Source organism: Microbacterium sp. ZW T2_14 (assembly GCF_044987405.1).
GTDB lineage: Bacteria > Actinomycetota > Actinomycetes > Actinomycetales > Microbacteriaceae > Microbacterium.
Genome location: NZ_JBJDRK010000011.1, coordinates 69,398 through 95,243, shown reverse-complemented (window position 1 = coordinate 95,243; position 25,846 = coordinate 69,398). Strand labels below are relative to the sequence as shown.

General features: G+C 70.0%; 21 protein-coding genes, 1 tRNA gene and 1 other RNA gene. 14 read left to right on the top strand and 9 right to left on the bottom strand.

Going from position 1 to position 25,846, the window contains the following annotated elements; genetic code table 11:
- Nucleotides 1–930, top strand: a 930-nt coding sequence (locus ACI3KY_RS06145; protein WP_404929310.1) for a 2-oxo acid dehydrogenase subunit E2, incomplete at its 5' end; no start/stop codon positions are given.
- 13 nt (nucleotides 931–943) lie between these two features.
- Here ACI3KY_RS06145 and ACI3KY_RS06140 read toward each other — a convergent pair.
- Nucleotides 944–2,290, bottom strand: coding sequence for a hypothetical protein (locus tag ACI3KY_RS06140; RefSeq protein WP_404929309.1), 1,347 nt, complete (start codon nucleotides 2,288–2,290; stop codon nucleotides 944–946).
- 124 nt (nucleotides 2,291–2,414) lie between these two features.
- Here ACI3KY_RS06140 and ACI3KY_RS06135 point away from each other — a divergent pair, with 124 nt between their 5' ends.
- Entirely contained in the window at nucleotides 2,415–3,125 is a 711-nt protein-coding gene (locus tag ACI3KY_RS06135) for a DUF4191 domain-containing protein (RefSeq protein WP_404929308.1), read from the top strand.
- 100 nt (nucleotides 3,126–3,225) lie between these two features.
- Here the strand turns inward: ACI3KY_RS06135 and ACI3KY_RS06130 are convergent, their stop codons facing one another.
- Nucleotides 3,226–3,618: an RDD family protein gene (locus ACI3KY_RS06130; protein WP_404929307.1), complete on the bottom strand. Its 393-nt coding sequence runs from the start codon at nucleotides 3,616–3,618 to the stop codon at nucleotides 3,226–3,228.
- Between the two features lie 132 nt (nucleotides 3,619–3,750).
- Between ACI3KY_RS06130 and glnA (ACI3KY_RS06125) the strand changes: the two genes are divergently transcribed.
- Both glnA (ACI3KY_RS06125) and ACI3KY_RS06120 read left to right on the top strand, forming a co-directional pair.
- Nucleotides 3,751–5,175 (top strand): type I glutamate--ammonia ligase, encoded by a 1,425-nt coding sequence (gene glnA / locus ACI3KY_RS06125; protein WP_404929306.1) that lies wholly within the window; start codon nucleotides 3,751–3,753, stop codon nucleotides 5,173–5,175.
- A gap of 254 nt (nucleotides 5,176–5,429) precedes the next feature.
- Nucleotides 5,430–6,032, top strand: coding sequence for a peptidase M23 (locus tag ACI3KY_RS06120; protein ID WP_404929305.1), 603 nt, complete (start codon nucleotides 5,430–5,432; stop codon nucleotides 6,030–6,032).
- A 51-nt stretch (nucleotides 6,033–6,083) separates the two neighbouring features.
- Here the strand turns inward: ACI3KY_RS06120 and ACI3KY_RS06115 are convergent, their stop codons facing one another.
- The 3 genes from ACI3KY_RS06115 to ACI3KY_RS06105 form a co-directional block, all read right to left on the bottom strand.
- Complete coding sequence (locus tag ACI3KY_RS06115; protein ID WP_404929304.1) at nucleotides 6,084–9,086, bottom strand: bifunctional [glutamine synthetase] adenylyltransferase/[glutamine synthetase]-adenylyl-L-tyrosine phosphorylase; 3,003 nt, start codon at nucleotides 9,084–9,086, stop codon at nucleotides 6,084–6,086.
- 13 nt (nucleotides 9,087–9,099) lie between these two features.
- On the bottom strand, nucleotides 9,100–10,437 hold the full coding sequence (glnA, locus tag ACI3KY_RS06110; protein ID WP_194415355.1) for a type I glutamate--ammonia ligase: 1,338 nt from the start codon (nucleotides 10,435–10,437) through the stop codon (nucleotides 9,100–9,102).
- Between the two features lie 61 nt (nucleotides 10,438–10,498).
- Complete coding sequence (locus tag ACI3KY_RS06105; RefSeq protein WP_404929303.1) at nucleotides 10,499–10,726, bottom strand: SPOR domain-containing protein; 228 nt, start codon at nucleotides 10,724–10,726, stop codon at nucleotides 10,499–10,501.
- A 99-nt stretch (nucleotides 10,727–10,825) separates the two neighbouring features.
- Between ACI3KY_RS06105 and ppgK the strand changes: the two genes are divergently transcribed.
- Complete coding sequence (ppgK, locus tag ACI3KY_RS06100; protein ID WP_404929302.1) at nucleotides 10,826–11,599, top strand: polyphosphate--glucose phosphotransferase; 774 nt, start codon at nucleotides 10,826–10,828, stop codon at nucleotides 11,597–11,599.
- Between the two features lie 45 nt (nucleotides 11,600–11,644).
- Here the strand turns inward: ppgK and rnpB are convergent.
- Nucleotides 11,645–12,014, bottom strand: an RNA gene (gene rnpB, locus ACI3KY_RS06095) — RNase P RNA component class A.
- 175 nt (nucleotides 12,015–12,189) lie between these two features.
- Here rnpB and ACI3KY_RS06090 point away from each other — a divergent pair.
- Together ACI3KY_RS06090 and ACI3KY_RS06085 are read left to right on the top strand one after the other, a co-directional pair.
- Nucleotides 12,190–12,903 carry a hypothetical protein gene (locus ACI3KY_RS06090; RefSeq protein WP_404929301.1) on the top strand — a complete coding sequence of 238 codons (714 nt, stop codon included), beginning with the start codon at nucleotides 12,190–12,192 and terminating at the stop codon, nucleotides 12,901–12,903.
- Nucleotides 12,904–12,989: 86 nt separating this feature from the next.
- On the top strand, nucleotides 12,990–13,739 hold the full coding sequence (locus ACI3KY_RS06085) for a L,D-transpeptidase family protein (protein WP_404929300.1): 750 nt from the start codon (nucleotides 12,990–12,992) through the stop codon (nucleotides 13,737–13,739).
- A 28-nt stretch (nucleotides 13,740–13,767) separates the two neighbouring features.
- Here ACI3KY_RS06085 and ACI3KY_RS06080 read toward each other — a convergent pair whose 3' ends face one another.
- A complete protein-coding gene (locus ACI3KY_RS06080; protein ID WP_404929299.1) occupies nucleotides 13,768–15,498 on the bottom strand; it encodes a bifunctional 3'-5' exonuclease/DNA polymerase in 1,731 nt (576 codons plus the stop codon).
- Nucleotides 15,499–15,552: 54 nt separating this feature from the next.
- Nucleotides 15,553–16,284, bottom strand: coding sequence for a zinc ribbon domain-containing protein (locus ACI3KY_RS06075; RefSeq protein WP_404929298.1), 732 nt, complete (start codon nucleotides 16,282–16,284; stop codon nucleotides 15,553–15,555).
- An 89-nt stretch (nucleotides 16,285–16,373) separates the two neighbouring features.
- Here ACI3KY_RS06075 and ACI3KY_RS06070 point away from each other — a divergent pair, with 89 nt between their 5' ends.
- Entirely contained in the window at nucleotides 16,374–17,891 is a 1,518-nt protein-coding gene (locus ACI3KY_RS06070; RefSeq protein ID WP_404929297.1) for an amino acid permease, read from the top strand.
- A 20-nt stretch (nucleotides 17,892–17,911) separates the two neighbouring features.
- Here the strand turns inward: ACI3KY_RS06070 and ACI3KY_RS06065 are convergent.
- Nucleotides 17,912–17,987 (bottom strand) — tRNA-Val (locus ACI3KY_RS06065).
- Between the two features lie 141 nt (nucleotides 17,988–18,128).
- Between ACI3KY_RS06065 and aceE the strand changes: the two genes are divergently transcribed.
- The 6 genes from aceE (at nucleotide 18,129) to ACI3KY_RS06035 (ending at nucleotide 25,730) form a co-directional block, all read left to right on the top strand.
- Nucleotides 18,129–20,858 (top strand): pyruvate dehydrogenase (acetyl-transferring), homodimeric type, encoded by a 2,730-nt coding sequence (gene aceE / locus ACI3KY_RS06060; protein ID WP_404929296.1) that lies wholly within the window; start codon nucleotides 18,129–18,131, stop codon nucleotides 20,856–20,858.
- A 7-nt stretch (nucleotides 20,859–20,865) separates the two neighbouring features.
- Complete coding sequence (locus ACI3KY_RS06055; RefSeq protein WP_372495942.1) at nucleotides 20,866–22,086, top strand: PucR family transcriptional regulator; 1,221 nt, start codon at nucleotides 20,866–20,868, stop codon at nucleotides 22,084–22,086.
- A 100-nt stretch (nucleotides 22,087–22,186) separates the two neighbouring features.
- A complete protein-coding gene (locus tag ACI3KY_RS06050; RefSeq protein WP_404929295.1) occupies nucleotides 22,187–23,098 on the top strand; it encodes an ACP S-malonyltransferase in 912 nt (303 codons plus the stop codon).
- 13 nt (nucleotides 23,099–23,111) lie between these two features.
- Nucleotides 23,112–24,113 (top strand): beta-ketoacyl-ACP synthase III, encoded by a 1,002-nt coding sequence (locus ACI3KY_RS06045; RefSeq protein ID WP_404929294.1) that lies wholly within the window; start codon nucleotides 23,112–23,114, stop codon nucleotides 24,111–24,113.
- 73 nt (nucleotides 24,114–24,186) lie between these two features.
- The gene (locus ACI3KY_RS06040) at nucleotides 24,187–24,435 is read left to right on the top strand and encodes an acyl carrier protein (RefSeq protein ID WP_013586517.1); all 249 of its coding nucleotides are present in this window, start codon (nucleotides 24,187–24,189) and stop codon (nucleotides 24,433–24,435) included.
- A gap of 56 nt (nucleotides 24,436–24,491) precedes the next feature.
- Entirely contained in the window at nucleotides 24,492–25,730 is a 1,239-nt protein-coding gene (locus ACI3KY_RS06035; RefSeq protein ID WP_404929293.1) for a beta-ketoacyl-[acyl-carrier-protein] synthase family protein, read from the top strand.
- Nucleotides 25,731–25,846: the final 116 nt, after the last annotated feature.

Genomic DNA, 25,846 nt, shown 5'->3' with positions numbered 1-25,846 from the left:
GCTCCGGCACTCGCAGCGGACGACGACAGCGTGACGTACGTCACGCCGCTCGTGCGCCGGCTCGCCCAGCAGCAGGGCGTCGACCTCGCCTCGGTGAAGGGAACCGGCGTCGGCGGCCGCATCCGCAAGGAAGACGTGCTCAAGGCGGCGGAGGCCGCGTCGGCTCCGGCCGCGCCCGCGGCCGCACCCGCTCCGGCACCGCTCGAGGTGTCTCCGCTCCGCGGCACGACCCAGCCCATGTCCCGCCTGCGCAAGGTGCTCGCACAGCGCGCGGTCGAGTCGATGCAGTCGACGGCTCAGCTCACCAGCGTCGTCGAGGTCGACGTCACCAAGCTCGCGACGTTCCGCGACAAGGTGAAGAACGACTTCCTCGCCAAGACCGGCGACAAGCTGTCCTTCCTGCCGTTCTTCGCGCTGGCGGCCGCTGAGGCGCTGCAGGCGTACCCCGTCGTCAACTCCACCGTCGACGGCGACCAGATCGTCTACCCGGCGAGTGAGAACCTGTCGATCGCGGTCGACACGGAGCGGGGCCTGCTGACCCCGGTGCTTCGTGATGCGGCATCCAAGAACCTGGCGCAGATCGCTCATGAGATCGCCGACCTGGCGGCGCGCACGCGCGACAACAAGCTGAAGCCGGACGAGCTGGCGGGCGGCACCTTCACGCTGACCAACACCGGTTCGCGCGGTGCGCTCTTCGACACCCCCGTGGTCTTCCTTCCGCAGACTGCCATCCTCGGAACCGGTGTCGTCGTCAAGCGCCCGGGCATCGTGACGGTCGACGGCAAGGACGCGATCTCGGTGCGCTCGTACGTGTACCTCGCGCTGTCCTACGATCACCGCGTGATCGACGGCGCGGACGCTGCACGCTTCCTCGGTGCGGTGAAGTCGCGCCTTGAGGCGGCGGCGTTCGAGGGTCAGCTGGGCGTCTGACGCCACACCCGCCTCACTGCTCCGGCTGCTGCGCGACGTCCGAGACGTCGCGCAGCAGCCATTTCTCGTTCCGGCGCACGATGACGACCATCTGGGACGCGACGGTTCCGTCACCCGCGTCGACCCGCAGCACGGCGATGTCGCCGAAATCGTCGAGAAGCGCGACCTGACGCTCGCCGGACGGAAGGTCGATCGCCCCACCGGTGAGGACAGCCGAGTCCATCACCACGTCGTCCAGGCAACCGGAAGCGCCCTGGCATGCGAGCCGCGCGTCGAGCAGGGCGCCGGTCACCTGCGCAAGATCGGTGGGGGCCGCCGCGACAGGGTCAGCCGCCGGTGGATCCTGTGAGCCGTCCGTGGTCGGCGCCGCCTCGGTGCCGGTGCCCTCCGTCGTCTGCCCCGGCGGCGCGGTCGCCGTCACCTCTGCCGGTTCCTCCTTCGCCACGCCGCTCGCCGTCGGCCACAGTGCTCCGCCGGCGAGAACCGCCGCTGCGACCGCGCCGCCGACGAGCCAGGGCGCCCGCCGCCGGGATGCCCGCTCCGGCCGGTCGCTCGGGTTCGGGCGCAGCCGGCGCCAGACGGCCGTCGTGGCCCTCGACACGCTGTCGGCGAGGTCGTTGTCGACGCCGGCGAGCAGACTGTGCCACATCGACGGCGGCGCCGCGTCGCCGCGCTCATCCATGGCGCCCGCGTGCGCGACCGCCTGCACCCGACGCGCGCTCTCCGCGGCGCTGCGGGGGCTCAGGCTCACCGTGCTGAGCGGCTCGGGCGCCGCGATGGCGAAGAGCGCCTCCTCGGCCGCCTCCAGTTCGCGGACGGAGAGGCGTTCCGCGGTCACGGCGCGCAGTGCGGTGCCCCATGTCCGCTCGGCGGCCGGGTCGACGTCCACGCACTCCAGAATGGCCGCGGCGGCGTCGAGGGCGCGCTGAGTGGCGGCATCCGTCGCGAGCACCGGCCGGCCGGCGTCGTCGAGCCACCACTCCCCCGTCGTGCCGGGCGCATTCGCGATCTGGGCGCACCCGCGCAGCACGCTCACGCCGAGCGTCACCGCCTCCCCGGCGCTGAGCGGCATCCGCGTCGCTCGTCGCCGGACGAACTCTTCGAGGCGCTCCGCGCAGACCGGCAGCACCACGTCGTGCCCGTCGACTCTCCGAGCGATATCGACCGGTGCGAGCACGTGACCGTCGGCCGGGGCATCCCACCCCCGCCACTGCGCGCCGAGCATGTCGGCGTCCACGAGGACGAAGGCGTCGCCGGCCGAGGTGCGCACGAGGACCCCCGGCCACGGACCGTCTTCACGGGCCCGCACCGCACGGATGGCGCGGTACGGCCCGGCCAGCGGGCCCTCGTCGGTGGTCATGCCGACAGTCTGTGAGGCGCGGAGCCGCGTTTCTGTGCCACGGCTCGCTTCTGTGGATGGACGGCGCGGGCGCGGGACTGTGGAGGAGCCGAGGAGGAGCCCGCGAAAAGGTAGGCTGGAAGCTATGGCCGCGCGCAGTACCGCCCCCGAGAAGGGCCCGGGATTCTTCTCCCAGATCCGCACCCTCTACACCTTCACCCAGAAGGAGTTCCGTTGGCTGCCGTACCTGCTGGCGGGCATCCTCCTCGTGGGCATCGCCGCAGGCGTGGGGATCGGTTTCGTCCTGCCGCCGGTCGCGGTGTGGAGCGTCATCCTGTGGGGCATCACCGGCCTCATGCTGGGCGTGCTGGCCTCGATGATGACGATGACGCGTCTGTCGACGCGCGCGATGTACAAGAAGATCGACGGGATGCCGGGCGCCACCGGTCACGTCATGTCGACGTCGCTCGGGCGCAAGTGGCAGGCCAGTGAGATGCCGGTGGGCATCAACCCCAAGACGCAGGAGGCCGTGTACCGTGCGATCGGTCGCGGGGGCGTGGTGATCGTAGGCGAAGGCGCCCGCGGCCGGCTCACGCGCCTGGTCAACGACGAGCGCTCCAAGGTGCAGCGCGTCGCCTCGGGCGTGCCCGTGACGGTGCTGTACATCGGCCACGGCGAGGGCGAGGTGCCCATCTCGAAGCTCTCGTCGACGATCAAGGCCCTTCCGACGAAGATCGACCGCGCCACGATGGCAGCCGTCATCAAGCGCGTCGAGTCGGTCTCGCAGTCGCTGACATCGCTGCCCATCCCGAAGGGCATCGACCCCACCAAGGCCCGGGCGCCGCGCCCGCGCTGAGCCTCGCCTCGCATGGCGTCGCCGAGCTCTCGCACGGCGGCGCCGAGCTTTCGCCCGACGGCGCACGGGCTTCTTCGAAGGCGGCTGCCGGCGACGCTGGTCAGGAGCGGACGAGGACCGTTCCCGCTGCCTTGTCGTGAAGTCCGCGCTGGTCGGCGTCCCAGATGACCGCCGGGATCACGACGATCAGCAGCGCCGTACGCACGACGGGTCGCCACACGCCCACCCATGCGCCGTCGAGGCGCACCAGCCGCAGGCCGAACACGCGATGGCCGGGGCTGCCCTGCAGCGTCGGCAGGAACACCAGCTGGATCGCGGCGAAGAGCGCCAGGATCGCGAGCGGGTCCCACCCGAAGAACCCGGAGATGAGGTAGGCGGCGCCGTAGTCGAGGAACAGCGCCCCGACGCGGCGGCCGAGCCGGCCGATCGATCCGGTGCCCTCGCGGGGCAGTCCGAGCCGCTCGCCGGGATAGTCCTGGGTGCTCTGCGTCACTTCCCCAGCGTATACAGGTCCCCGTAACATCCCGGAAACACAAGTGATACTGCCGGGCAATGCCCTGCGGGTAGCTTGCCAGAGAGCCCGACCCGTACGGGCGGATCCGAATGCCCTACCTCTGGAGTCTTCATGTTCAAAGATTCATCCGAGGTGCTGACCTACATCAAGGACGAGGATGTAAAGTTCCTCGACATCCGTTTCACGGATCTTCCTGGCGTGCAGCAGCACTTCAACATCCCGGCCTCCACCGTTGACGAAGAATTCTTCACGGTCGGCCAGCTGTTCGACGGCTCCTCCATCCGGGGATTCGCGAACATCCACGAATCGGACATGCAGCTGATCCCCGACGTGTCGACGGCGTACCTCGACCCGTTCCGCGAGGCGAAGACCCTCGTGATGGTGTTCGACATCTACAACCCGCGCAACGGCGAGATCTACGCGAAGGACCCGCGTCAGGTCGCCAAGAAGGCGGAGAAGTACCTCGCGTCGACCGGCATCGCCGACACCGCGTTCTTCGCGCCCGAGGCCGAGTTCTACATCTTCGACGACGTCCGCTACGAGGTGAAGCAGAACTCCAGCTTCTACTCCGTCGACTCCGAAGAGGGCGCCTGGAACTCGGGCCGCGCCGAGGAGGGCGGCAACCTCGCCAACAAGACCCCTTACAAGGGCGGCTACTTCCCCGTCTCGCCCGTCGACAAGACCGCCGACCTGCGCGATGACATCAGCCTCCACCTCATCGAGGCGGGTCTGCTGCTCGAGCGTGCGCACCACGAGGTGGGCACCGGCGGACAGCAGGAGATCAACTACCGCTTCGACACCATGGTGCACGCGGCCGACGACATCCTGAAGTTCAAGTACATCGTCAAGAACGTCGCCAACGAGTGGGGCAAGGTCGCGACCTTCATGCCCAAGCCGCTGTTCGGCGACAACGGCTCCGGCATGCACACGCACCAGTCGCTGTGGCTCGAAGGCAAGCCGCTCTTCTACGACGAGAAGGGCTATGCCCAGCTCTCCGATCTTGCTCGCTGGTACATCGGCGGCATCCTGGCGCACGCGCCGGCGCTGCTCGCGTTCACCAACCCGACGCTGAACTCGTACAAGCGTCTGGTGAAGGGCTACGAGGCGCCGGTCAACCTGGTCTACTCGGCCGGCAACCGGTCGGCGGCCATCCGCATCCCGATCACGGGCTCCAACCCCAAGGCCAAGCGCATCGAGTTCCGCGCGCCGGACGCCTCGGGAAACCCGTACCTCGCCTTCGCCGCCCAGCTGATGGCCGGCCTCGACGGCATCCAGAACCGCATCGAGCCGCACGAGCCGGTCGACAAGGACCTGTACGAGCTTCCCCCCGAGGAGGCCAAGAACATCCCGCAGGTGCCGAACTCGCTGCTCGACTCGCTCGACGCGCTGCGCGCCGACCACGAGTTCCTGCTCAAGGGCGGCGTCTTCACGCCCGAGCTGATCGAGACGTGGATCGAGTACAAGATCGAGAACGAGATCCAGCCGCTGAACGCGCGGCCGCACCCGTTCGAGTACGAGCTGTACTTCGGCGTCTGACGCTCTCGCACGACGAAAAGGGCCCCGGGTGACCGGGGCCCTTTCCCGTGCTCCGCGTGGGGCGTTCCCTCAGCCGCTCTCCCTAGGCTGGGCGCGCCCCGTCTCCCCGACGAAAGCGACGATCGATGTCAGCCCGCACGCGCGCACAGTCACGGCGACCCCGTGCGGCGCGGTCAGCGGCATCGACTCGACGGCGAAAGCCGCCACAGCGTCATGCCCGTGGTCGGTCCCGGCGCGGTGGTCCGGTCGCGTTCGTGGCGGTGTCTCTCGCCGTCCTCGCTGCCTTGCTGGCAGCGGCGGCATTCGCCGCGAGCGCCATCACCATCCGGCAGGACGGGGCCGGCACGCCGTGGTTCGCTCCCCGGGTGGTCGAGGAGCCGGGCGTGGCCGGCTACGGACGCGAGCAGCTCGCGAACGCGTGCACCATCATGGCCGCCGGGCGGGATCTCGGACTTGACGAGCGCGACCAGACGATCGCGGTCATGACGGCCATGGGCGAGTCGTCGCTGCGGAACATCGATTACGGGGACTGGGAGACGAGCGGCGTCACCAATCCGGATGGATCCCGCACGACGTCGATCGGACTCTTCCAGCAGCAGGACAGCTGGGGAACGCGAGAGGCACGCCTCGACCCCTACACTGCTGCGGGCATCTTCTACCGCGCGATGACGCGGCGCGTGCCGGACCGCGCGACGACCGAGCCGACCATCGTCGCCCATCTCACGCAGATCAATGCCGATCCCTTCCACTACGCCCGCTACTGGGATGCCGCGGCCCGCGTGGTGGCGTCGCTCAACGCCACGCCGCTCCAGGAGGAGGACCGCGCCGACGGCATCCCCCTCTGCCCGGCCGCCTGACCGGCGCTCGTCCGAGCTCGACATCATCGGACGGATGCCGCGGACCGGCGTCTAGCCGTAGAAGAGCTTCTCGAAGACGCGACGTGCGCGGCGTGTGGTGCCGAGATAGTCCTCCTCGACCTGCGTGGCCGAGCGCGGCGGGTACTCGAGGAGCCGGCCGATGCCGTCGAGCCTGCCGCGGTCGACCGGCAGCACGTCGCTGGTCTGACCCGACAGGAGCGTGTTGGCCGACCGCAGCCGGCTGGCGAGCCGCCAGGCGGACGCGAGCCGGTCGGCCGCGGCGGTCGGGATGAGGCCCGCGCGCTCGGCCGCGCGGAGTGCGCCGAGCGTCGACGTCGTGCGCATCGCGGGCACGGCGTGGGCGTGCTGCAGCTGGAGCAGCTGGACGAGCCACTCCACGTCGCTGAGCGAGCCCGGCCCGAGCTTCAGGTGCCGGGACGGATCGACGCCCTGCGGCAGCCGCTCGCTCTCGACGCGTGCCTTGATCCGCTTGATCTCACGCGTCGCCGCCAGATCGATGCGCTCGGGATAGCGGACCTGGTCGGCGAGCTTGATGAAGTCGTCGATGAGCTTCACGCTGCCTGCCACTCCGCGGGCACGCAGCAGCGCCTGCGCCTCCCACGACAGCGCCCAGCGGCGATAGTACTCGGCATACGCGTCGAGCGACCGCGCCAGGGGCCCGTTGCGTCCCTCCGGACGCAGGTCGGCGTCGAGCTCCAGAGGCACCCGGTGGTCCTCGGAGTAGTTGCGCAGCGCGGCGACGAGCTTCAGCGCCAACTCGCTCGCGCGCTGCGGATCCACGCCGTTCGGTCGATAGACGTACATGACGTCCGCGTCGGATCCGAAACCCAGCTCGGCCCCGCCATAGCGACCCATCGCGATGACCGAGAAGTCGAGCGCGGCGTCCTCCGCCGGTACGATCTCGCGGCGCACCGCGCGCAGCGTCGCCTGGATCGTCACGTCGGTGATCGTGGTCAGCGCGTCGGCGACCTCCTCGATCGTGACGCTTCCGAGGATGGCGCCCATCGCGATCCGCAGCTGCTCGCGACGCCGCAGTGCGCGCACGGCGCGCATGGCTTCGGTGATCGTGTCGTGACGCGTCTGGATGGCGCGCGCCTCTTGCTGCAGGGCCCGTCCGGAGCGCGGCCGAAGAAGCTCGGGATCGTCCAGCCACGCGGCCGACTCCGGGATCCACTCGATGAGCTCGCCGACGTACCGCGAGCCGGAGAGGACGCGGGAGAGGCTCTCCGCCGCGCCCGACGAGTCACGCAGCATACGGAGGAACCAATGCGTGTCGCCGAGGCGCTCGCTCAGACGGCGGAAGGCCAGCAGCCCGTAGTCGGGGTCCACCCCGTCGGCGAACCACCGGATCATGACAGGCATTAGGTGCCGCTGGATCGTCGCCTTGCGGCTGAGCCCGGTGGTGAGGGCCGCGATGTGGCGGAGGGCGCCGGCGGGGTCCGAGAAGCCGATCGCCGCGAGGCGGTCGTGTGCCTGCTCGGTCGACAGTATGCGCTCGTCCGCGGGCAGCGCGGCCACCGCGGACAGCAGTGGGCGATAGAAGAGGCGGACGTGGATGTCGCGCACCTCTCGCTTGACCGACTCCCACAGGTTCCAGATGCCCTCGCCGGTGTCGGCGAGCCCGGTCGCGCGCGCGAGCACCCGACGCTCCTCGGGACGGTCCGGCATGAGATGCGTGCGGCGCAGGTGGCGGAGCTGCACGCGGTGCTCGAGGAGCCGCAGCACCCGGTAGTCCCGCGAGAACGCGGATGCCTCCGACCGGCCGATGTAGCCTTCGGCCACGAGCGCGTCGAGGGCCTCGAGCGTGCCACGCTGCCGGATGCGGTCGTCGGACAGCCCGTGCACGAGTTGCAGCAGCTGCACCGTGAACTCGATGTCGCGGATGCCGCCAGGGCCGAGCTTGAGCTGATACGGGACGTCGGCGGCGGGGATGTGCTCCGTGACCCGCTCACGCATCCGCTGCACGCTGTCCACGAAGTTCTCGCGCGCGGCGCTCGTCCAGATCTTGGGCTGGACCGCCGCGGTGTAGGCCCGGCCCAGCCCGTCGTCGCCCGCGATCGGGCGGGCCTTGAGCAGCGCCTGGAACTCCCAGCTCTTCGCCCAGCGCTCGTAATAGGCCAGGTGCGAGTCCAACGTGCGAACGAGCGCGCCCTGCTTGCCCTCGGGGCGCAGATTGGCGTCGACCTCCCACAGCGGCGGCTCGATCTCGACGCCGGAGATGCCGCGCATGGTCTGCACCGCGAGGCGAGTGGCGATGTCGACGATCCGGCTCTCGCCGTACTCTTCGAGCGTGACGGCTTCACCGCCCGCGACGAAGATGACGTCGACATCGCTGACGTAGTTGAGTTCGCGCGCGCCGGTCTTGCCCATCCCGATGATCGCCAGCTGGGTGCGCGCCACCTGCTCGCGCGGGAAGAGACCCGCCCCGGCCGCGCCGCCCGAGACGCGGGTGCGGGCGACCGCGAGGGATGCCTCCAGCGCTGCGCCCGCGGCATCCGCCAGCCGTGCCGACACCGCCGCGATCTCGTCGACGGGCGACGGGCTCAGCAGGTCGTACGCCGCGATGCGGGCGAGCATACGGCGATAGCGCACGCGCAACGCCACCCAGGCGCTCTCGCCCGCATCGGCCGCGAAGCCGTCCACGGCGCCGACGGATTCGAGGAGCTCCGCGCGGAGCTCCTCGGCGGTGGGCAGTCGCTCCCCCGCCCCGGTCAGCTGATCGACCTCGGCCGGATGCCGGAAGAAGAACTCTCCGAAGCCGGTCGATGCACCCAGCAGCACCCACAGGGCGCGCCAGGCGTCCGGTTGCTCGAGCGCGCGCCGCACCGGGGCGGGGTCCCGTCGTGCCAGGCGCGTCAGGGCCTGCAGCGCCTCGTCCGGATCAGCCGCGCCGCCGGAGCCGTGCAGCAGGTCCTCGCGGGCGGCCTCCGTGAGATCGGAGAGCTCCGCCAGGAGCCCCTCGGCGTCCGTCAGGCGGCTGAAGCCCAGACGGGCGAGCGGGGCGAGTGAAGCCGGGCGCTCGCTCGCGGACATGCGTCAGCCGGTCTCAGAGCATCTCGAGGTTGCTCTTGAGCTCGAACGCGGTGACCTGCGAACGGTACTCCTGCCATTCGCGTCGCTTGTTCAGGAGCACGTAGTTGAAGACCTGCTCACCGAGGGTCTCGGCGACGAGCTCGGACTCCTCCATGTACTCCAGAGCGTGGTCGAGGCTCGCGGGCAGCGGAGCGTAGCCGAGCGCTCGGCGCTCGGCATCCGTCAGCGACCACACGTTGTCCTCGGCCTCGGCGGGAAGCTCGTACTCCTCTTCGATGCCCTTGAGGCCCGCGGCCAGCATGAGCGCGTACGAGAGGTAGGGGTTCGCCGCCGAGTCCAGCGCGCGGTACTCCACGCGGGACGACTGGCCCTTGTTCGGCTTGTACAACGGCACCCGCACCAGGGCCGACCGGTTGTTGTGACCCCAGCAGATGAAGCTGGGTGCCTCGTCGCCGCCCCACAGTCGCTTGTAGGAGTTGACGAACTGGTTGGTCACCGCCGAGATCTCGTTGGCGTGGCGGAGGAGGCCCGCGATGAACTGACGCCCCACCTTCGAGAGCTGATACTGGGCGCCCTCTTCGTAGAAGGCGTTGACATCGCCCTCGAACAGCGACATGTGCGTGTGCATGCCGCTGCCGGGCTTGCCGGTCATGGGCTTGGGCATGAACGTCGCGTACACGCCCTGCTCGATCGCGACCTCTTTGATCACCGTGCGGAACGTCATGATGTTGTCGGCCGTGGTGAGCGCGTCCGCGTAGCGGAGGTCGATCTCGTTCTGGCCGGGGCCGCCCTCGTGGTGGCTGAACTCGACCGAGATCCCGAGGTCTTCCAGCATGCGCACCGAGCGCCGGCGGAAGTCGTGCGCGGTGCCGCCGGGCACGTTGTCGAAGTAGCCGGCCGAGTCCACCGGCTCCGGGCCTTCGGTGCCGAAGGCCGAGGACTTGAGGAGGTAGAACTCGATCTCGGGGTGCGTGTAGAACGTGAAGCCGGCGTCGGCGGCCTTGGCCAGCGTCCGCTTCAGCACGTGCCGGGGATCGGCGACGGCCGGCTGTCCGTCGGGCGTCGTGATGTCGCAGAACATGCGCGCGGTGGGGTCGATCTCGCCGCGCCACGGCAGGATCTGGAACGTGGTGGGGTCGGGGTGCGCCAGCAGATCCGATTCGTACGACCGGGTCAGACCCTCGATGGCCGAGCCGTCGAAGCCCAGCCCCTCGCTGAAGGCGCCTTCGACCTCTGCGGGGGCGATGGCCACGGACTTCAACGTGCCGATCACGTCTGTGAACCACAGCCGTACGAACTTCACGCCTCGTTCTTCGATGGTCCTCAGAACGAAGTCACGCTGCTTGTCCATCGCGTCCTCTCCGGTGCCGGATTCGCCGGCGGCGGGCTGTCCGACCGCGGTCGAAGCCAGACTACTGGTCGGCGCCTGGGGCGCCGGACACCGTGTCGGAGCCCCACGAGTCTTCCCTGGCCTCCTCGGCCGCCCACGCGCGCGATCGCTCGCGGATCACGTCGGGTGCCTTCGCAGCCTCCTCGGCGGTGTCGAACGGCCCGGCACGGTCCGGCGCAGGCGACTCGTAGCCCTTCTCGACCTCGCCGGTCTTGAGGTTGTACCAGTACTTCTCGCTGTCGTTCGTCATCGTGCCCTCCTCGCAGAGCCAGGCTTCACGCCGTCAGGACGATCCTACTGACGCGTGGCCGCTCCGCAGCCGCGCAGTCGCCATCGCTAGGCTGTCGGCATGGCATCTGACGCGGCACGCGCCGTCGGCGTGGACATCGGCGGCACCGGCATCAAGGCGGGCATCGTGGACCTCGAGCGGGGCGAGCTGATCAGCGACCGCGTCAAGGTCGCGACCCCTGAGGGAGCCCACCCGCCGGACGTCCTCGCCGCTGTCACCGAGGTCCTGTCGACTCTCGGCGTGGCCGACGACCAGTCGGTTCCGCTCGGCGTCGCCTTCCCCGCGATCGTCAAGAACGGCCGCACGCTGTCGGCCGCGAACGTCTCCGATCAGTGGATCGATTTCGAGGCCGAGAAGTTCTTCGAAGACGGCCTGGGTCGCGACATCCACTTCGCCAACGACGCGGATGTCGCGGGCGTGGCGGAGGTGCGGTACGGGGCCGCGAAGGATCAGGCGGGGCTCACGATCCTGACCACCCTCGGCACCGGCATCGGCTCCGCCCTGCTCTACAACGGCGTCCTCGTCCCCAACTCGGAGCTCGGGCACGTGCAGCGCGCCCGCCACGGCAAGGACGCCGAGGCCTACGCGGCCTACTCCGCGATGGAGCGCCACGAGCTCACCTGGGAGCAGTGGGCGAAGCGGCTGCAGTGGTACTACGGTCACATCGAGTTCCTGTTCAGCCCCGACCTCTTCGTCGTCGGCGGCGGCGTGTCGAAGCACGCCGACAAGTTCCTGCACCTGCTCGAGCTCAAGACGCCCATCGTCCCGGCCGTGCACCGCAACAACGCGGGCATCATCGGCGCGGCGGCGCTCGCGGGGCGGCCTGTCGTCTGAGGGCGCGGCGCGGGCGGTCTCGCGACGCGAGACGGCGAGAGGGCGCGAATGGGCCGGCCTGTACGCCGGGTTCTGTCCGGGGGCGTGAGCCCCGTGGACGGTCATCTCTCTCGGCGACACGTTGCCATGCCGCTCCAGCGGCCTACCCGGGGACTCGGCGGGCCGCGTCATCATCCCCTGTCTGGCCTTGCTCCGGGCGAGGTTTGCCGTGCGGGTCGTGTCACCACGACCCCGGTGGTCTCTTACACCACCCTTTCACCCTTACCGGGACCGAGGTCCCGGCGGTCTGCTCTCTGTGGCACTGTCTCGCGGATCGCTCCGGGTGGGTGTTACCCACCGCCCTGCCCTGCGGAGCCCGGACGTTCCTCGGCGCGCGGCGGCGAACCGCCCGCGACGCGACCGTCCAGCCGACCCATTCGCACGCCCGAGTCTACTAGCGGCACCTGCCGTCCACTGGCGGCGCCGGACGTCGGCGCGGCAATGTCCGCGGGCGACACTTTCGTGCTATAGCCTGGGGCGAACGCCGGACAACGTCTTCCCGCGTGTCCACCGGCGGTTTCACACCCCCTTTACCAAGGAGTGCTTCAAGGATGAAGACCAACAAGCTCGTAACAGCCGGCGCGAGTCTCGCGCTGGCCATCGGATCAGTCGTCGGCATCGGCGCCGCGGCATTCGGCGTCGAGGTCCCGATCGACGAGATCGGTCAGGAAGTCCCCGGCGAGGGCTACCCGGCCGACCAGTGGTTCGTCGGCGACCCCGCCGGCCCCGCACTGACTCAGGACGAGACCGGCCTCACCGTCCCCGGTCGGAACCAGCTGCTCTACGGGCAGTCCACCATCGGGGTGACCACAGCCGCCTTCACCGCCCTCATCGAGGGTGCGTCGGTCGACGCCAGCGGCACGTACACGTTCCAGGTGCCGGTGTTCTTCGACTCGGAGGACGTGGACGGCGACGGTGACCTGCTGTTCACCACGCTGCGTCCCGCGGTGCCCGGCTCGCCCCTGACGACGACCGAGTGGACCTCCAGCCGTGCCATCCCTGCTCTGGGCGTCGCCGCCAACACTCCGGTGGCGTTCTCCGTCATCGCGGACGTGTTCGACTTCGCACTCGAGGCGGAGCCGGCTCGCAGCCCGGAGATCCTCGCGTTCGGCGTGTTCGTCAACACGGGCGACTCCGCCGTGCTGAGCAGCGTGACCTGGGACGGCGAGACGTGGACGTTCGCCACGCCGACCGCGGTCGTGGTGCCTCCGACGGAAGCTGTCGTCCCGACTCCGATTCAGAACCCGGCGACCTTCACGGGCTGATCCTCGCGGAATCTCCCGCTTTCATCCCGTGTGGCCCGGTCGCGCAAGCGACCGGGCCACACGACCGTCCCGCCAGGAAACCATCCATGCGCTCACTCCTCACCGCTTGCGGTTCGCTTCTCACAGCCGGCGCCCTTCTGTTCACGCTCACGGCATGCAGCACTCCGGACACAGCGCCCGCCCCTGCCGCAACCACCCCGTCCGCGGTCGCGACGACTCCCGCCCCCTCCGTCACGGCCACGGTGGAGCCGGCCCACAGCGTCGCCGAAGCGTCCGTCGAAGTGGTCACCGCGTATGACGCACCCGACGGGGCGGCAGGGTGGGAGTTCGCCAACCCGATCGACTCCGGGGCTCCGCTCACGTTCTACGTCGAGGAGAGACAGGGCGAGTGGCTGCACGTCCGGCTGCCCACGCGCCCGAACGGGACGACCGGCTGGATCCGTGCGTCGGATGTCTCGGAGAAGGTGCTGCACTACAGCCTTCAGGTCTCGACCGCCGGTCACAGCGTGACCCTCCTCAAAGACGACGTCGTCGTGCAGACCTTTCCCGCCGCTGTGGGCACCGGCGACACCCCGACTCCTCTCGGGGAGTTCTATCTGACCGAGCTGCTCGCACCGACCAACGACGGCTACGGTCCGTACGCGTATGGAATCTCGGCCTTCTCCGAGGTCTTGAACGAGTTCGGAGGCGGGCCGGGACAGATCGGCATGCACGGCACCGACGATGCGGCCAGCATCGGGCAGTCAGCCAGCCACGGGTGTATCCGCCTCAACAACGAGGACATCACCGCCCTGGCGCAACTCCTGCCGCTCGGTACGCCCATCACCATCGAATAAGCCGGGTGCTCGAGGGTGCCGTTCCGCGTCAGTCCTTGAGCGCGGTCTCGGAGGTGCGCACGTCGAGCCGGAAGTCGACCGGGAAGCTGCCGAAGAGCAGGCGCCCCGCGGATGCCGCGGCCTCGGTCACAGCCTCGGCCGCGGCATCCGCGTGCTCGGCGGGAGTGTGCACGATCACCTCGTCGTGGAGGAAGAACGCGAGGTGCGGCTGCCGCGCGAACGCCGGTCCGGAGCGGGGCGCCGCGTGCTCGGGCGCGACGGGAGGCAGTGCCGCGAGGCGTCCTCGCAGGTCGGCGAGCCACGCGAGCGCCCATTCGGCGGCGGTCCCCTGCACGACGAAATTGCGGGTGAACCGGCCGCGGTCGCGGGCCCAGCGTCGTGCGCGCGTCTCTTCTGCTCCGGATGCCTCGGCCTCGGTCGCGCGCGACTGGGCCGCCGACCATTCCGGCGAGGGAGGCGGTGACGTGCGCCCGAGCCAGGTGGACACGACACCGCCGTCCTCGCCGATGCGTGCCGCGTCGTCCACGAGTCCCATCGCGCGCGGATATGCGCGCCGGAGCCGTGGGACCAGGCGTCCCGACTCCCCCGTCGTCGCGCCGTACATCGCGCCGAGAAGCGCGATCTTGGCCTCCTGGCGGGTGGCGACGGCTCCGCTGTCGACGATGCCCGCGTAGAGGTCGCGACCGCGCGCGGCCGCGGCGAGGGCGGTGTCGCTCGACATGGCGGCCAGGACGCGGGGCTCGAGCTGGGCGACGTCGGCGACGACGAGACGCCAGCCAGGGTCGGCGCGCACCGCCTCGCGCAGCTGGCGCGGCAGCTGGAGGGCCCCGCCGCCGGAGGACGCCCAGCGACCGGTGACGACCCCGCCGGGGACGAAGACCGGCCGGAATCGCCCGTCGGCGACCCATTCGGCGAGCCACGCCCAGCCGTTGGCCGACACCAGCCGGGACAGCTTCTTGTACTCGAGCAGCGGTTCGATGACGGGGTGCCGCTGCTCGGCGAGCTCCCAGCGGCTCGTGGACTCGACGAGCACGCCGGCACGATGCAGCGCCCGCAGCAGCTTCGGCTGCGAGTCGAGGCTCGCCGTCGGATCCCCCAGCGCGACGCGCACGCGGTCGGCGGCAGCCGCGAGCTTCGCCGGCTGGCCGCCACCCCGTGGGCGTTCACCCAGCGTTTCGACGAGGATGCGGTCGTGGGCCACGGCGTCCCACGGGAGCCCCGCGGCCCTCATCTCGCACGCGACCAGGGCGCCGGCGGACTCGGCCGCGAGCAGCAGCCGCAGACGGCTCGCTTCCGAGCTGTCCTCGACGGCAGCACGCTGCCGAAGGAACTCCACGACGGCAGCATCGGCATCGGCGGGCAGGCCGCTCGGACGCTGGGCCTGATCGAGCTCGAACAGCGCAGGCGTCGTGTCCTCGGCGTCGACGTAGGGGGCGGCATCCCATTCCACCGCCCGGCGCACCGCCGCTGCGTCATCGACCAGCGCCGACTCGCGGAGGATCGCGTGACAGAGCCGCAGGTCGTGACAGCGGGCAACGCGGATGCCCCCGGCGAGAAGGGCGCCGTACCACTGCGGGGTGTCGTGCCACACCCAGCGCGGCGCCCAGCGCGCCTCGGCATCGGCGATCCACGACGTCAGGCGTGCCGGGTCGACCTCCTCGCGGCCCTGTTCCGCCGCGCCCGCATCCAGCAGGACCACGACGACCGTCCGTGCCGTCCGTCCGAGGACGATCCAGGCCGGAGGCTCAGCCGCGTCCACGCCGGCACGGTCCGGCTGCGCTCACAGCCCGGATTCCCTCAGAGTCCCGATTCGTCAGAGTCCCGATTCGTCGTCGCGCACCAGCAGGCAGCCGCACTCCGGGCACGTGACGACCTCGTCGTCGGGGGCCTGGCGCAGCACCTGCAGGTCGGTCCCGGCGAGCACCATGTTGCAGCCCTCGCAGGTGCGGCGGCGGAGGAATGCGGCGCCCGAGCTGCGCACCGCGACACGATCGTAGAGCGCGACGAGATCGGCCGGCAGCGCGCCGGTGATCGCCGCGCGGTCACGGGTGGCCGCGTCGAAGGCCGCCGTGGCCTCCGCTACGGCGCGCTTGCCCTCGGCGCTGAGCTCGGCTCCCTCGGCGTTGGTCGTCGCGATCAGCCCCTCCTGCTCGGCGACCGCAGCGTCGGCCAGCTCGAGCCGCTCCATCACCGCGAGCTCCGCGTCCTCCAGGTCGCTCTTGCGTCGCGCGAGCGCGGCGAGCTCGCTCTCGAGACCCTGCGCCTCCTTGGAGTTCGTGGATGCCGCGAGCCGCTGCGCGTCGCGAGCCGCACGGGCGTCGACCACGGCGACGTCGGACTCGATGCGCGACAGCTCGGTGCGCAGGTCGTCGCGGGCGCCGAGGCGCGTCGTGAGCTCCTGGGAGAGCTGCTGCCGGCGCCCGAGCAGCTCCTGCACGCGACCGGCCTGCGGAGGATTCTTGCGGGCGTTCTCGGCCTGGCGGATCCGGGCGTCGAGCTGGGCGACCTCGACGAGGCGGCGCTGGTCTGCGGGGCTGGCTTTCACGTGTCCAACCTACCGTGGGGCATCGACGCCGCGATCGGGTGCGGCTAGCATTCGACGACCGGTCCTTCCGATGACGAAAGGCGCGCACCATGGGCGTTCTCCGCACCAAGTCCGTCGAGCGGTCCATCGCCGACACCGACGAGCCGGAGTTCCGGCTCAAGAAATCGCTGACGGCGCTCGACCTCACGGTCTTCGGCATCGGGGTGGTCATCGGGGCGGGCATCTTCACGCTCACCGGCCGGGCCGCGCACGAGGTCGCCGGCCCCGCGATCGTCATCAGCTTCGCCGTCGCGGCCATCGCCTGCACGCTCGCCGCCCTCTGCTACGCGGAGTTCGCGTCGACCGTGCCGGTGTCGGGTTCGGCGTACACGTTCTCGTACTCGTCGCTCGGCGAGCTGTTCGCCTGGATCATCGGGTGGGACCTCATCCTCGAGATGTTCCTCGGGGCGAGCGTGGTGGCGCAGGGATGGAGCGCCTACCTCGGCACGCTCCTCGAGCAGCTCGGGATGCCGATCCCTGCCGAGATCGGCTACGGCGGCACCGTCGACCTCATGGCCATCCTGCTGGTGCTGGTGCTCGGCGGGCTGATGACCTTCGGCATCAAGGAGTCGCTGCGGGTGAACATGGTGCTCGTCGCGGTCAAGCTCTTCATCGTGCTGTTCGTGATCGTGGCCGGCCTGCTGTTCATCAATCCCGCGAACTGGTCCCCGTTCGTCCCCGCCGCCGCACCGACGGACGCGCCGACCGGCCTCAGCCAGCCGCTGCTGCAGTTCTTCTCCGGGATCGAGCCGACGGCGTTCGGCGTCGGCGGCATCTTCGCGGGCGCGGCGCTCGTCTTCTTCGCCTACATCGGCTTCGACGTCGTCGCCACGACAGCCGAGGAGACCCGCAATCCGCAGCGCGACCTGCCGATCGGCATCATCGCGTCGCTGGTGATCTGCACTCTGCTCTACTGCGCGGTCGCCCTGGTGGTGACGGGCATGGTGCCGTACCAGGACCTCGACCCCGCAGCCGCCCTCGCCAACGCCTTCGCATTCCACGGTCAGACCTGGATGGCCACGCTCATCTCGGCGGGCGCCGTCGCCGGACTCACCACGGTCGTGCTGACGCTCCTGATCGGCGCGACCCGCATCATCTTCGCCATGTCGCGGGACGCACTGCTGCCCATCGGCCTCGCGAAGGTCCACCGGCGCTATCGCACGCCGTGGCTCATCTCGCTCATCGTGACGCTCGTCGTCGCGGTCGTCGCCGGGTTCACCCCCGTCGGGCTGCTGGAGGAGATGGTGAACATCGGCACCCTGTCGGCGTTCGTGCTGGTCTCCGTCGGAGTCATCGTCCTGCGCCGCAAGCGCCCGGATCTGCCCCGCGCCTTCCGGGTGCCGCTCAACCCGTGGCTGCCGGCACTTTCGGCGGCGATCTGCATCTACCTCATGCTCAACCTCACGGTCGAGACGTGGCTGCGATTCGTCGTGTGGCTCGTCATCGGGTTCGTGATCTACTTCGCCTACTCGCACCGTCACTCGAAGATCGGCCAGCCCGGCTACGAGGACTTCGCGCTGCCGCACGTGGTCTCCCACGAGCGCGATGCCGACGACGAACGCGGGTGAGCGGCATCCGCTGATCGGAATGGTGGGCCCTGCCGGGATCGAACCGACGACATCCACGGTGTAAACGTGGCGCTCTACCAGCTGAGCTAAAGGCCCTCGCGGTCAGTCTACGAGGTGCGTCCGGTTCGTCCCGAACTCGCTAGGCTGGCAGATGGTGCGTTGTGCAGGGCTGACAAAGCCCGCTGCGCTCCGGTAGCGATTCCCTGGCATGATCTGCCAGACGACGAAAGGTCTTCTGTGACTGTCAACGATCAGGATCCGTACTCGCAGGAACCCCTCGACAGCGATCCCGATGAGACCTCCGAGTGGCAGGAGTCCCTCCAGCAGCTCGTGCAGGCGAAGGGCCACGGTCGTGGCCGCGAGATCATGCTGAGCCTGCTGCAGACCTCTCACGAGCTGCAGCTGAACGTCCCGCAGGTTCCCACCACGGACTACATCAACACGATCGCGCCCGAGAACGAGCCCGAGTTCCCCGGCGACGAAGAGCTGGAGCGTCGGTACCGCCGGTGGATCCGCTGGAACGCCGCGGTCACCGTCCACCGTGCACAGCGGCCCGGGATCGGCGTCGGCGGCCACATCTCGACCTACGCGTCGTCGGCCTCGCTGTACGAAGTGGGTTTCAACCACTTCTTCCGCGGTCTGGACGACCCGACCGGCGGCGACCAGATCTTCATCCAGGGCCACGCCTCCCCCGGCATCTACGCCCGCTCCTTCCTCGAGGGGCGTCTCACCTCGGAGCAGCTCGACGGCTTCCGCCAGGAGAAGTCGCAGGCCCCGAACGCGCTGCCGTCGTACCCGCACCCCCGGCTCATGCCGGAGTACTGGCAGTTCCCGACGGTCTCGATGGGCCTCGGCCCGATCAACGCCATCTACCAGGCGATGTCGAACAAGTACCTCACCAACCGCGGGATCAAGGATCTCTCGAACTCGCGGGTGTGGGCCTTCCTCGGCGACGGCGAGATGGACGAGGTCGAGAGCCGCGGACAGCTCCAGGTGGCGGCGAACGAGGGTCTCGATAACCTGACGTTCGTCGTCAACTGCAACCTGCAGCGCCTCGACGGGCCCGTCCGCGGCAACGGCAAGATCATCCAGGAGCTCGAGAGCTTCTTCCGCGGCGCCGGCTGGAACGTCATCAAGGTCGTCTGGGGAAGCGGCTGGGACGAGCTCCTCGCCAAGGACACCGACGGCGCGCTCGTGCACCTGATGAACACGACGCCCGACGGCGACTTCCAGACCTACCGCGCCGAGGACGGCGCGTTCATCCGCGAGCACTTCTTCGGACGTGACGAGCGCACGGCCGCCCTGGTGAAGGACTGGTCGGACGACGACATCTGGGGCAAGCTCCGCCGCGGCGGCCTGGACTACCGCAAGGTCTACGGCGCCTACAAGGCGGCGACCGAGCACAAGGGTCAGCCCACCGTCATCCTGGCGAAGACGATCAAGGGCTACGGGCTCGGGCATCACTTCGAGGGTCGCAACGCGACCCACCAGATGAAGAAGATGACGCTGCAGGACCTGAAGTACTTCCGCGACTCGATGCGCATCCCGGTGTCGGACGCGCAGCTCGAGGAGAACCCGTACCTGCCGCCGTACTACAACCCCGGCGGCAACGACGAGACGATCCAGTACATGCTCGAGCGCCGCCGTGCGCTGGGCGGCTTCCTGCCCGAGCGCCGCACGCACCACGTCGGCCTCCAGCTGCCGGGCGACGATGCGTACGCGCTGCCGAAGAAGGGTTCGGGCACGCAGGAGATCGCCACCACGATGGCGTTCGTCCGACTCCTCAAGGATCTGCTGCGGGCCAAGGACTTCGGCCACCGCATCGTCCCGATCATCCCCGACGAGGCGCGCACGTTCGGCATGGACGCGTACTTCCCGACGGCCAAGATCTACAACCCGCACGGGCAGAACTACACCTCCGTGGACCGTGAGCTGCTGCTCGCCTACAAGGAGAGCCCGCAGGGCCAGATCATCCACGTGGGCATCAACGAGGCCGGCGCTGTGGCGGCGTTCACCGCCGCGGGCACGTCGTACGCCACGCACGGCGAGCCGCTGATCCCGGTGTACGTCTTCTACTCGATGTTCGGCTTCCAGCGCACCGGCGACGCGCAGTGGGCGGCGGGCGACCAGATGGCGCGCGGCTTCATCATCGGCGCGACGGCGGGGCGCACGACGCTCACCGGCGAAGGACTGCAGCACGCCGACGGCCACTCCCTGCTGCTCGCGTCCACCAACCCGGCGACTCTGTCGTACGACCCGGCCTACGGCTACGAGATCGCGCACATCGTCCGTTCGGGCATCGAGCGGATGTACGGCGGCAACCACCCCGACCCCAACGTCATGTACTACCTCACGGTGTACAACGAGCCGCTGGTGCAGCCGGCCGAGCCGGAGGGCGTGGACGTCGACGGCATCGTGCGCGGCATCCACCGCATCTCGACGGGCGAGGGCGAGGGCCCCAAGGCCCAGCTCATGGCCTCGGGCGTCGGCGTCCCGTGGGCGCTCGAAGCGCAGCAGCTGCTGCGTGACGACTGGGGTGTGCAGGCGGATGTCTGGTCGGTCACCTCGTGGAGCGAGCTGCGCCGCGACGGCCTGGCCGCCGACGAGCACAACTTCCTCCACCCCGACGAGGAGCCGCGCACCGCGTACCTCACCGAGAAGCTGAGGGATGCCGCAGGCCCCGTCGTCGCCGTGAGCGACTTCATGCACGCGGTGCAGGACCAGATCCGACCCTGGGTGCCCAACCGGTTCGCGACCCTCGGTGCCGACGGCTTCGGCTTCTCCGACACTCGCGCCGCCGCTCGTCGCTTCTTCAAGATCGACGGACCCTCGGTCGTCGTCCGCACGCTGCAGGCGCTTGCCGAAGAGGGTGCGGTCGACCGCAGCCTCGCCGCGCAGGCGATCGAGAAGTACCGTCTGCATGACGTGACGGCCGGCACGAGCGGGAACGCGGGCGGCGAGAGCTGACCTGCCGATGGGCAAGTCCGCCGAGGTGATGGACAAGGTCGAGACGCTCGCCTGGCTGCGACGCATCTCGGGCGATCTGGCGACCGTGACCATCAAACGCCTGGACGACACACTGCCCTGGTACGCCGAGATGCCACCGGCCCGACGCTCCGCCGTCGGGCTGGTGGCGCAGGCCGGCATCACGTCTTTCATCCAGTGGTACGACGATCCCGCCTCGACGCCCTGGATCGCCGCGGACATCTTCGCGGCCGCCCCTCGCGAACTGCTGCGCAGCGTCAGCCTGACGCAGACGCTGCAGCTGATCCGCGTGACGGTCGAGGTGACGGAGGAGCGGGTCGCCGGCAAGGGAGAGCACCTGCGCGAGGCGATCCTGCTCTACTCGCGTGAGGTGGCCTTCGCAGCGGCGGACGTGTACGCCCGCGCGGCGGAGGCCCGCGGACTGTGGGACGCCCGGCTCGAGGCGCTGGTGGTGGATTCGATCCTGACCGGCGAAGCCGACGAGGAGCTGCCGAGTCGCATCGCGGCGCTCGGCTGGCACGGTCACGGCGAGGTCGCGGTGCTGGTGGGCACGACTCCGCCCCAGTTCGACGTCGATCAACTGCGCCGCACGGCACGCAAGCTGGGTGTCGATGTGCTGATCGGCGTGCAGGGCTCGCGTCTCGTGCTGGTCCTCGGTCGCGCCGAGCCGTCGGCCGTCGCGGATGACGCCGTGACCGACCTGCCGTTCGCCGAGATCGCACGACGGCTCGAACCCGGGTTCGGCACCGGATATCTGGTCCTCGGTCCGACCGTGCCGGCTCTCGTCGACGCGAGCCAAAGCGCGCGCGCGGCCCTGGCCGGCTTCGCGGTGGCGAGGGCATGGCGCCATGCGCCACGCCCGGTCGAAGCCGACGACCTGCTGCCCGAGCGGGCCCTCGCCGGAGATCCCCTCGCGAAGCTCACGCTCGTCGACCGCATCTACCGTCCCCTCCAGGCGCACAGCGCCGATCTGGTGGCGACGCTGTGGGCGTATCTCGACAACGGCCGCTCGCTCGAGGCGACCGCGCGCGAGCTCTTCGTGCATCCGAACACCGTGCGGTACCGCCTCAAGCGCGTCTCGGAGGTGATCGGATGGGATGCCACCGGGCCGCGAGAAGCCCTGATCCTGCAGACGGCGCTCATCCTCGGATCCATCGGGACGGATGCCGCCCGCCGGCGCGCGCCGGCGCCTCGACGCGCCGCGGTCTGACGTCGATCGCGCCCGACGTGTGGACCACGCACAAAGGTGCTCGTCATTCTTGTGACGGTGTCGCCAGAACGGGCTCCCGGATCCTTGACAGGATGGAACGGTGAGAATCGCGGTCTTCCCGGGGCAGGGCTCCCAGTCCCCCGGCTTCCTGGCACCCTGGCTCGACGCGGACGGCGCAGCCGATCGGCTCGCCCAGTATTCGGAGTGGTCCGGCGTCGACCTGGTCGCCGCCGGCACGGAGTGGGACGCCGACCGCATCCGCGACACCCAGGTGGCGCAGCCGCTCATCGTCGCGGCCAGCCTGCTGTCATGGAACGCGCTGCCCGACCGTGAGCGCATCGACGGCGTCGCGGGCCATTCCGTCGGCGAGTTCGCAGCGGCCGCCGCAGCCGGCGTTCTGAGCGAGCAGGCCGCCCTGACGCTCGTCGGCATCCGCGGTCGCGCGATGGCCGAGGCCGCCGGTGTCGTCGCGACAGGGATGAGCGCCGTGATCGGCGGGGACGAGGCATCCGTCCTGACACGTCTCGACGAGCTCGATCTCGCTCCGGCCAACTACAACGGCGGCGGCCAGCTCGTCGTCGCCGGCGCACTCGACGCACTGCAGGCGCTGGCGGCGGAGCCGGTCGCCGGCACCCGTGTCATCCCGCTGCAGGTCGCCGGAGCCTTCCACACCCGCTACATGGCGCCGGCCGTCGAGACGCTCCGCGCCGCTGCGGCCGAGGTCGCGGCATCCGATCCCTCCGTGCTGCTGTGGACCAACCGGGACGGCTCAGCCGTCACGGGCGGACGCGCGTTCGTCGATCTACTCGTCGACCAGGTCGCCTCGCCCGTGCGCTGGGACCTGTGCATGGCGTCTTTCGCCGACGCCGGCGTGTCGGGCATCGTGGAGCTGTCCCCGGCGGGGACGCTCGTCGGGCTGGCCAAGCGCGCGCTGCGCGGAGTCCCGGCCGTCGCCGTCAAGACGCCCGCTGACCTGGAGGCCGCCACCGCTCTCGTGGCGGTCGACGCATGACCGGAGTATCCGAATGACCCCCATCCTCGTCCAGCCCACCGGTGCGGCCCACACGCGCATCTACGCGTACGGCGCCGCCCGTGGCGAGATCGCCGTGCCGAACGACGACCTGATCGGCCCGATCGACTCGAGCGATGAGTGGATCCGCCAGCGCACAGGCATCGTGACGCGGGCCCGTGCGGTGCCCGAGACGGACGCCATCGATCTCGCGACGGATGCCGCCCGCGAGGCGATCGAGCGCTCGGGCGTGGACCCCTCGCAGGTCGACGCGGTGATCGTCGCCACCATCAGCAACCCGAAGCAGACCCCGTCCGTGTCGGCCATCGTGGCCGAGCGCGTGGGCGCGAATCCCGCCGCCGCGTACGACCTCAACGCCGCCTGCGCGGGCTTCGCGTACGGCGTTGCGCAGGCGGACGCCCTCATCCGTGCCGGCGCGGCGCACTACGCCGTGGTCATCGGCACCGAGAAGCTCAGCGATGTCGTCGACCCGACCGACCGGAGCATCTCGTTCCTCCTCGGCGACGGTGCCGGCGCGGCCGTGATCGGCCCCAGCGACGCCCCCGGCATCGGCCCCACGGTGTGGGGCTCGGACGGTTCCAAGGCCGACGCGGTGGGCATGAACCACACCCTCACCGACTTCCGCGACGGCAAGGCGCCGTGGCCCACGCTGCGGCAGGAAGGCCCGACGGTCTTCCGCTGGGCCGTGTGGGAGATGGTGAAGGTCGCGCGTCAGGCGCTCGAGGCCGCCGGGATCGAGGCATCCGATCTCGCCGCCTTCGTGCCGCACCAGGCCAACATGCGCATCATCGACGAGTTCGCCAAGCAGCTGAAGCTTCCCGACACCGTGCTGATCGGCCGCGACATCGAGACCACCGGCAACACATCAGCCGCCTCGATCCCGCTGGCGACGCACCGTCTGCTCGAGGAGCACCCCGAGCTCAGCGGCGGCCTCGCGCTGCAGATCGGCTTCGGCGCCGGCCTCGTGTTCGGCGCGCAGGTGGTCGTGCTCCCCTGACCCGGCGGAGCGCGACCCTAGACTGAGACGGCCCGTTCGGGCCCCCGCAACCCCTAGAAAACAGGAGAACCCCATGGCATTCACCAACGACGAGGTCCTCGCCGGACTCGCGGAGCTCATCACCGACGAGACCGGCATCTCGGCCGACGAGGTCGCCCTCGAGAAGTCGTTCACCGACGACCTCGACATCGACTCGATCTCGATGATGACGATCGTCGTCAACGCCGAGGAGAAGTTCGGCGTCACGATCCCCGACGACGAGGTCAAGAACCTCAAGACCGTCGGCGACGCCGTCACCTTCATCACGTCGAACCAGGCGTAAACCCCCCGGTGGGGGCTCCGGCCCCCACCGGCGCATCCTTGAGGATCTAGAACGACATGAGCAACTCCCGCATCGTCGTGACCGGCATCGGCGCAACGTCGCCGCTGGGCGGCACCGCCCCCGAGAGCTGGTCCGCGCTCCTGGAGGGCGTCTCCGGCACCCGTACCCTCGAGTACGACTGGGTCGAGAAGTACCAGCTGCCGGTCACCTTCGCCGCCGAGGCGAAGGTACGGCCCGAGACGGTGCTCGAGCGTCCCATCGCCAAGCGTCTCGACCCCTCTTCGCAGTTCGCGCTCGTCGCGGCGATGGAGGCATGGGCGGATGCCGGCAGCCCCGAGGTCGATCCGGAGCGCCTCGGCGTCGATTTCGCCACCGGCATCGGCGGCCTGCACACTCTCCTCGACGGCTGGGACACGCTGCGCGAGAAGGGTCCTCGTCGGGTGCTTCCGATGACGGTCCCGATGCTGATGCCGAACGCCGCGGCCGGCAACCTCTCCCTCCACTTCAACGCCCGCGCCTATGCCCGCACCGTGGCAAGTGCGTGCGCGTCCAGCACCGAGTCGATCGTCAACGCCATTGAGCACATCCGCGCCGGCTATGCCGACGTCGTGATCGCGGGCGGCACCGAGTCGGTCATCCACCCCGTCACGATCGCGGCGTTCTCGTCCATGCAGGCGCTCTCGCGCCGCAACGACGACCCCGCGACGGCATCGCGCCCCTGCAGCATCGACCGCGACGGCTTCGTCATGGGCGAAGGCGCCGCGGTGCTCATCCTCGAGACCGAGGAGCATGCCCGCGCGCGCGGGGCGAAGATCTACGCGGCCGTCGTCGGCGGCGGCGTCACGGCCGACTCGTACCACATCACGGCGAACGACCCCGAGGGCCTCGGCGCGTCGCGCGCGGTACGGCTCGCGCTCGACATGGCGGATGCCTCACCCGATGACGTCGGCCACATCAACGCCCACGCGACCTCGACACCGGTCGGCGATCCCAATGAGTACACCGCTCTGCGCTCCGTGTTCGGCGACCGGATCGACGAGATCCCGGTATCGGCCACCAAGGCGTCCACCGGGCACCTCCTCGGCGGCACCGGCGCGCTCGAGGCGATCTTCACCGTCATGGCGCTGAAGGAACGGGTCGCGCCCCCGACGATCAACCTCACGACGCAGGACCCCGAGGTGCCGTTCCGCATCTCGGGCACACCGACTCCGCTGGGCGACGGCGAGCACCTCGCGATCAGCAACTCCTTCGGCTTCGGCGGCCACAACGCGGTCGCGGCGTTCGCGTCGGTCTGACGCAGCACGACGAAAGACGCCCCCGGCACCCTGCGACAAGCGCAGGGACCGCCGGGGGCGTCTGTCGTGTCAGGCGATGGTTCGCGGTCCCGCTGCCCGGGATTCTTGGCCTCCGA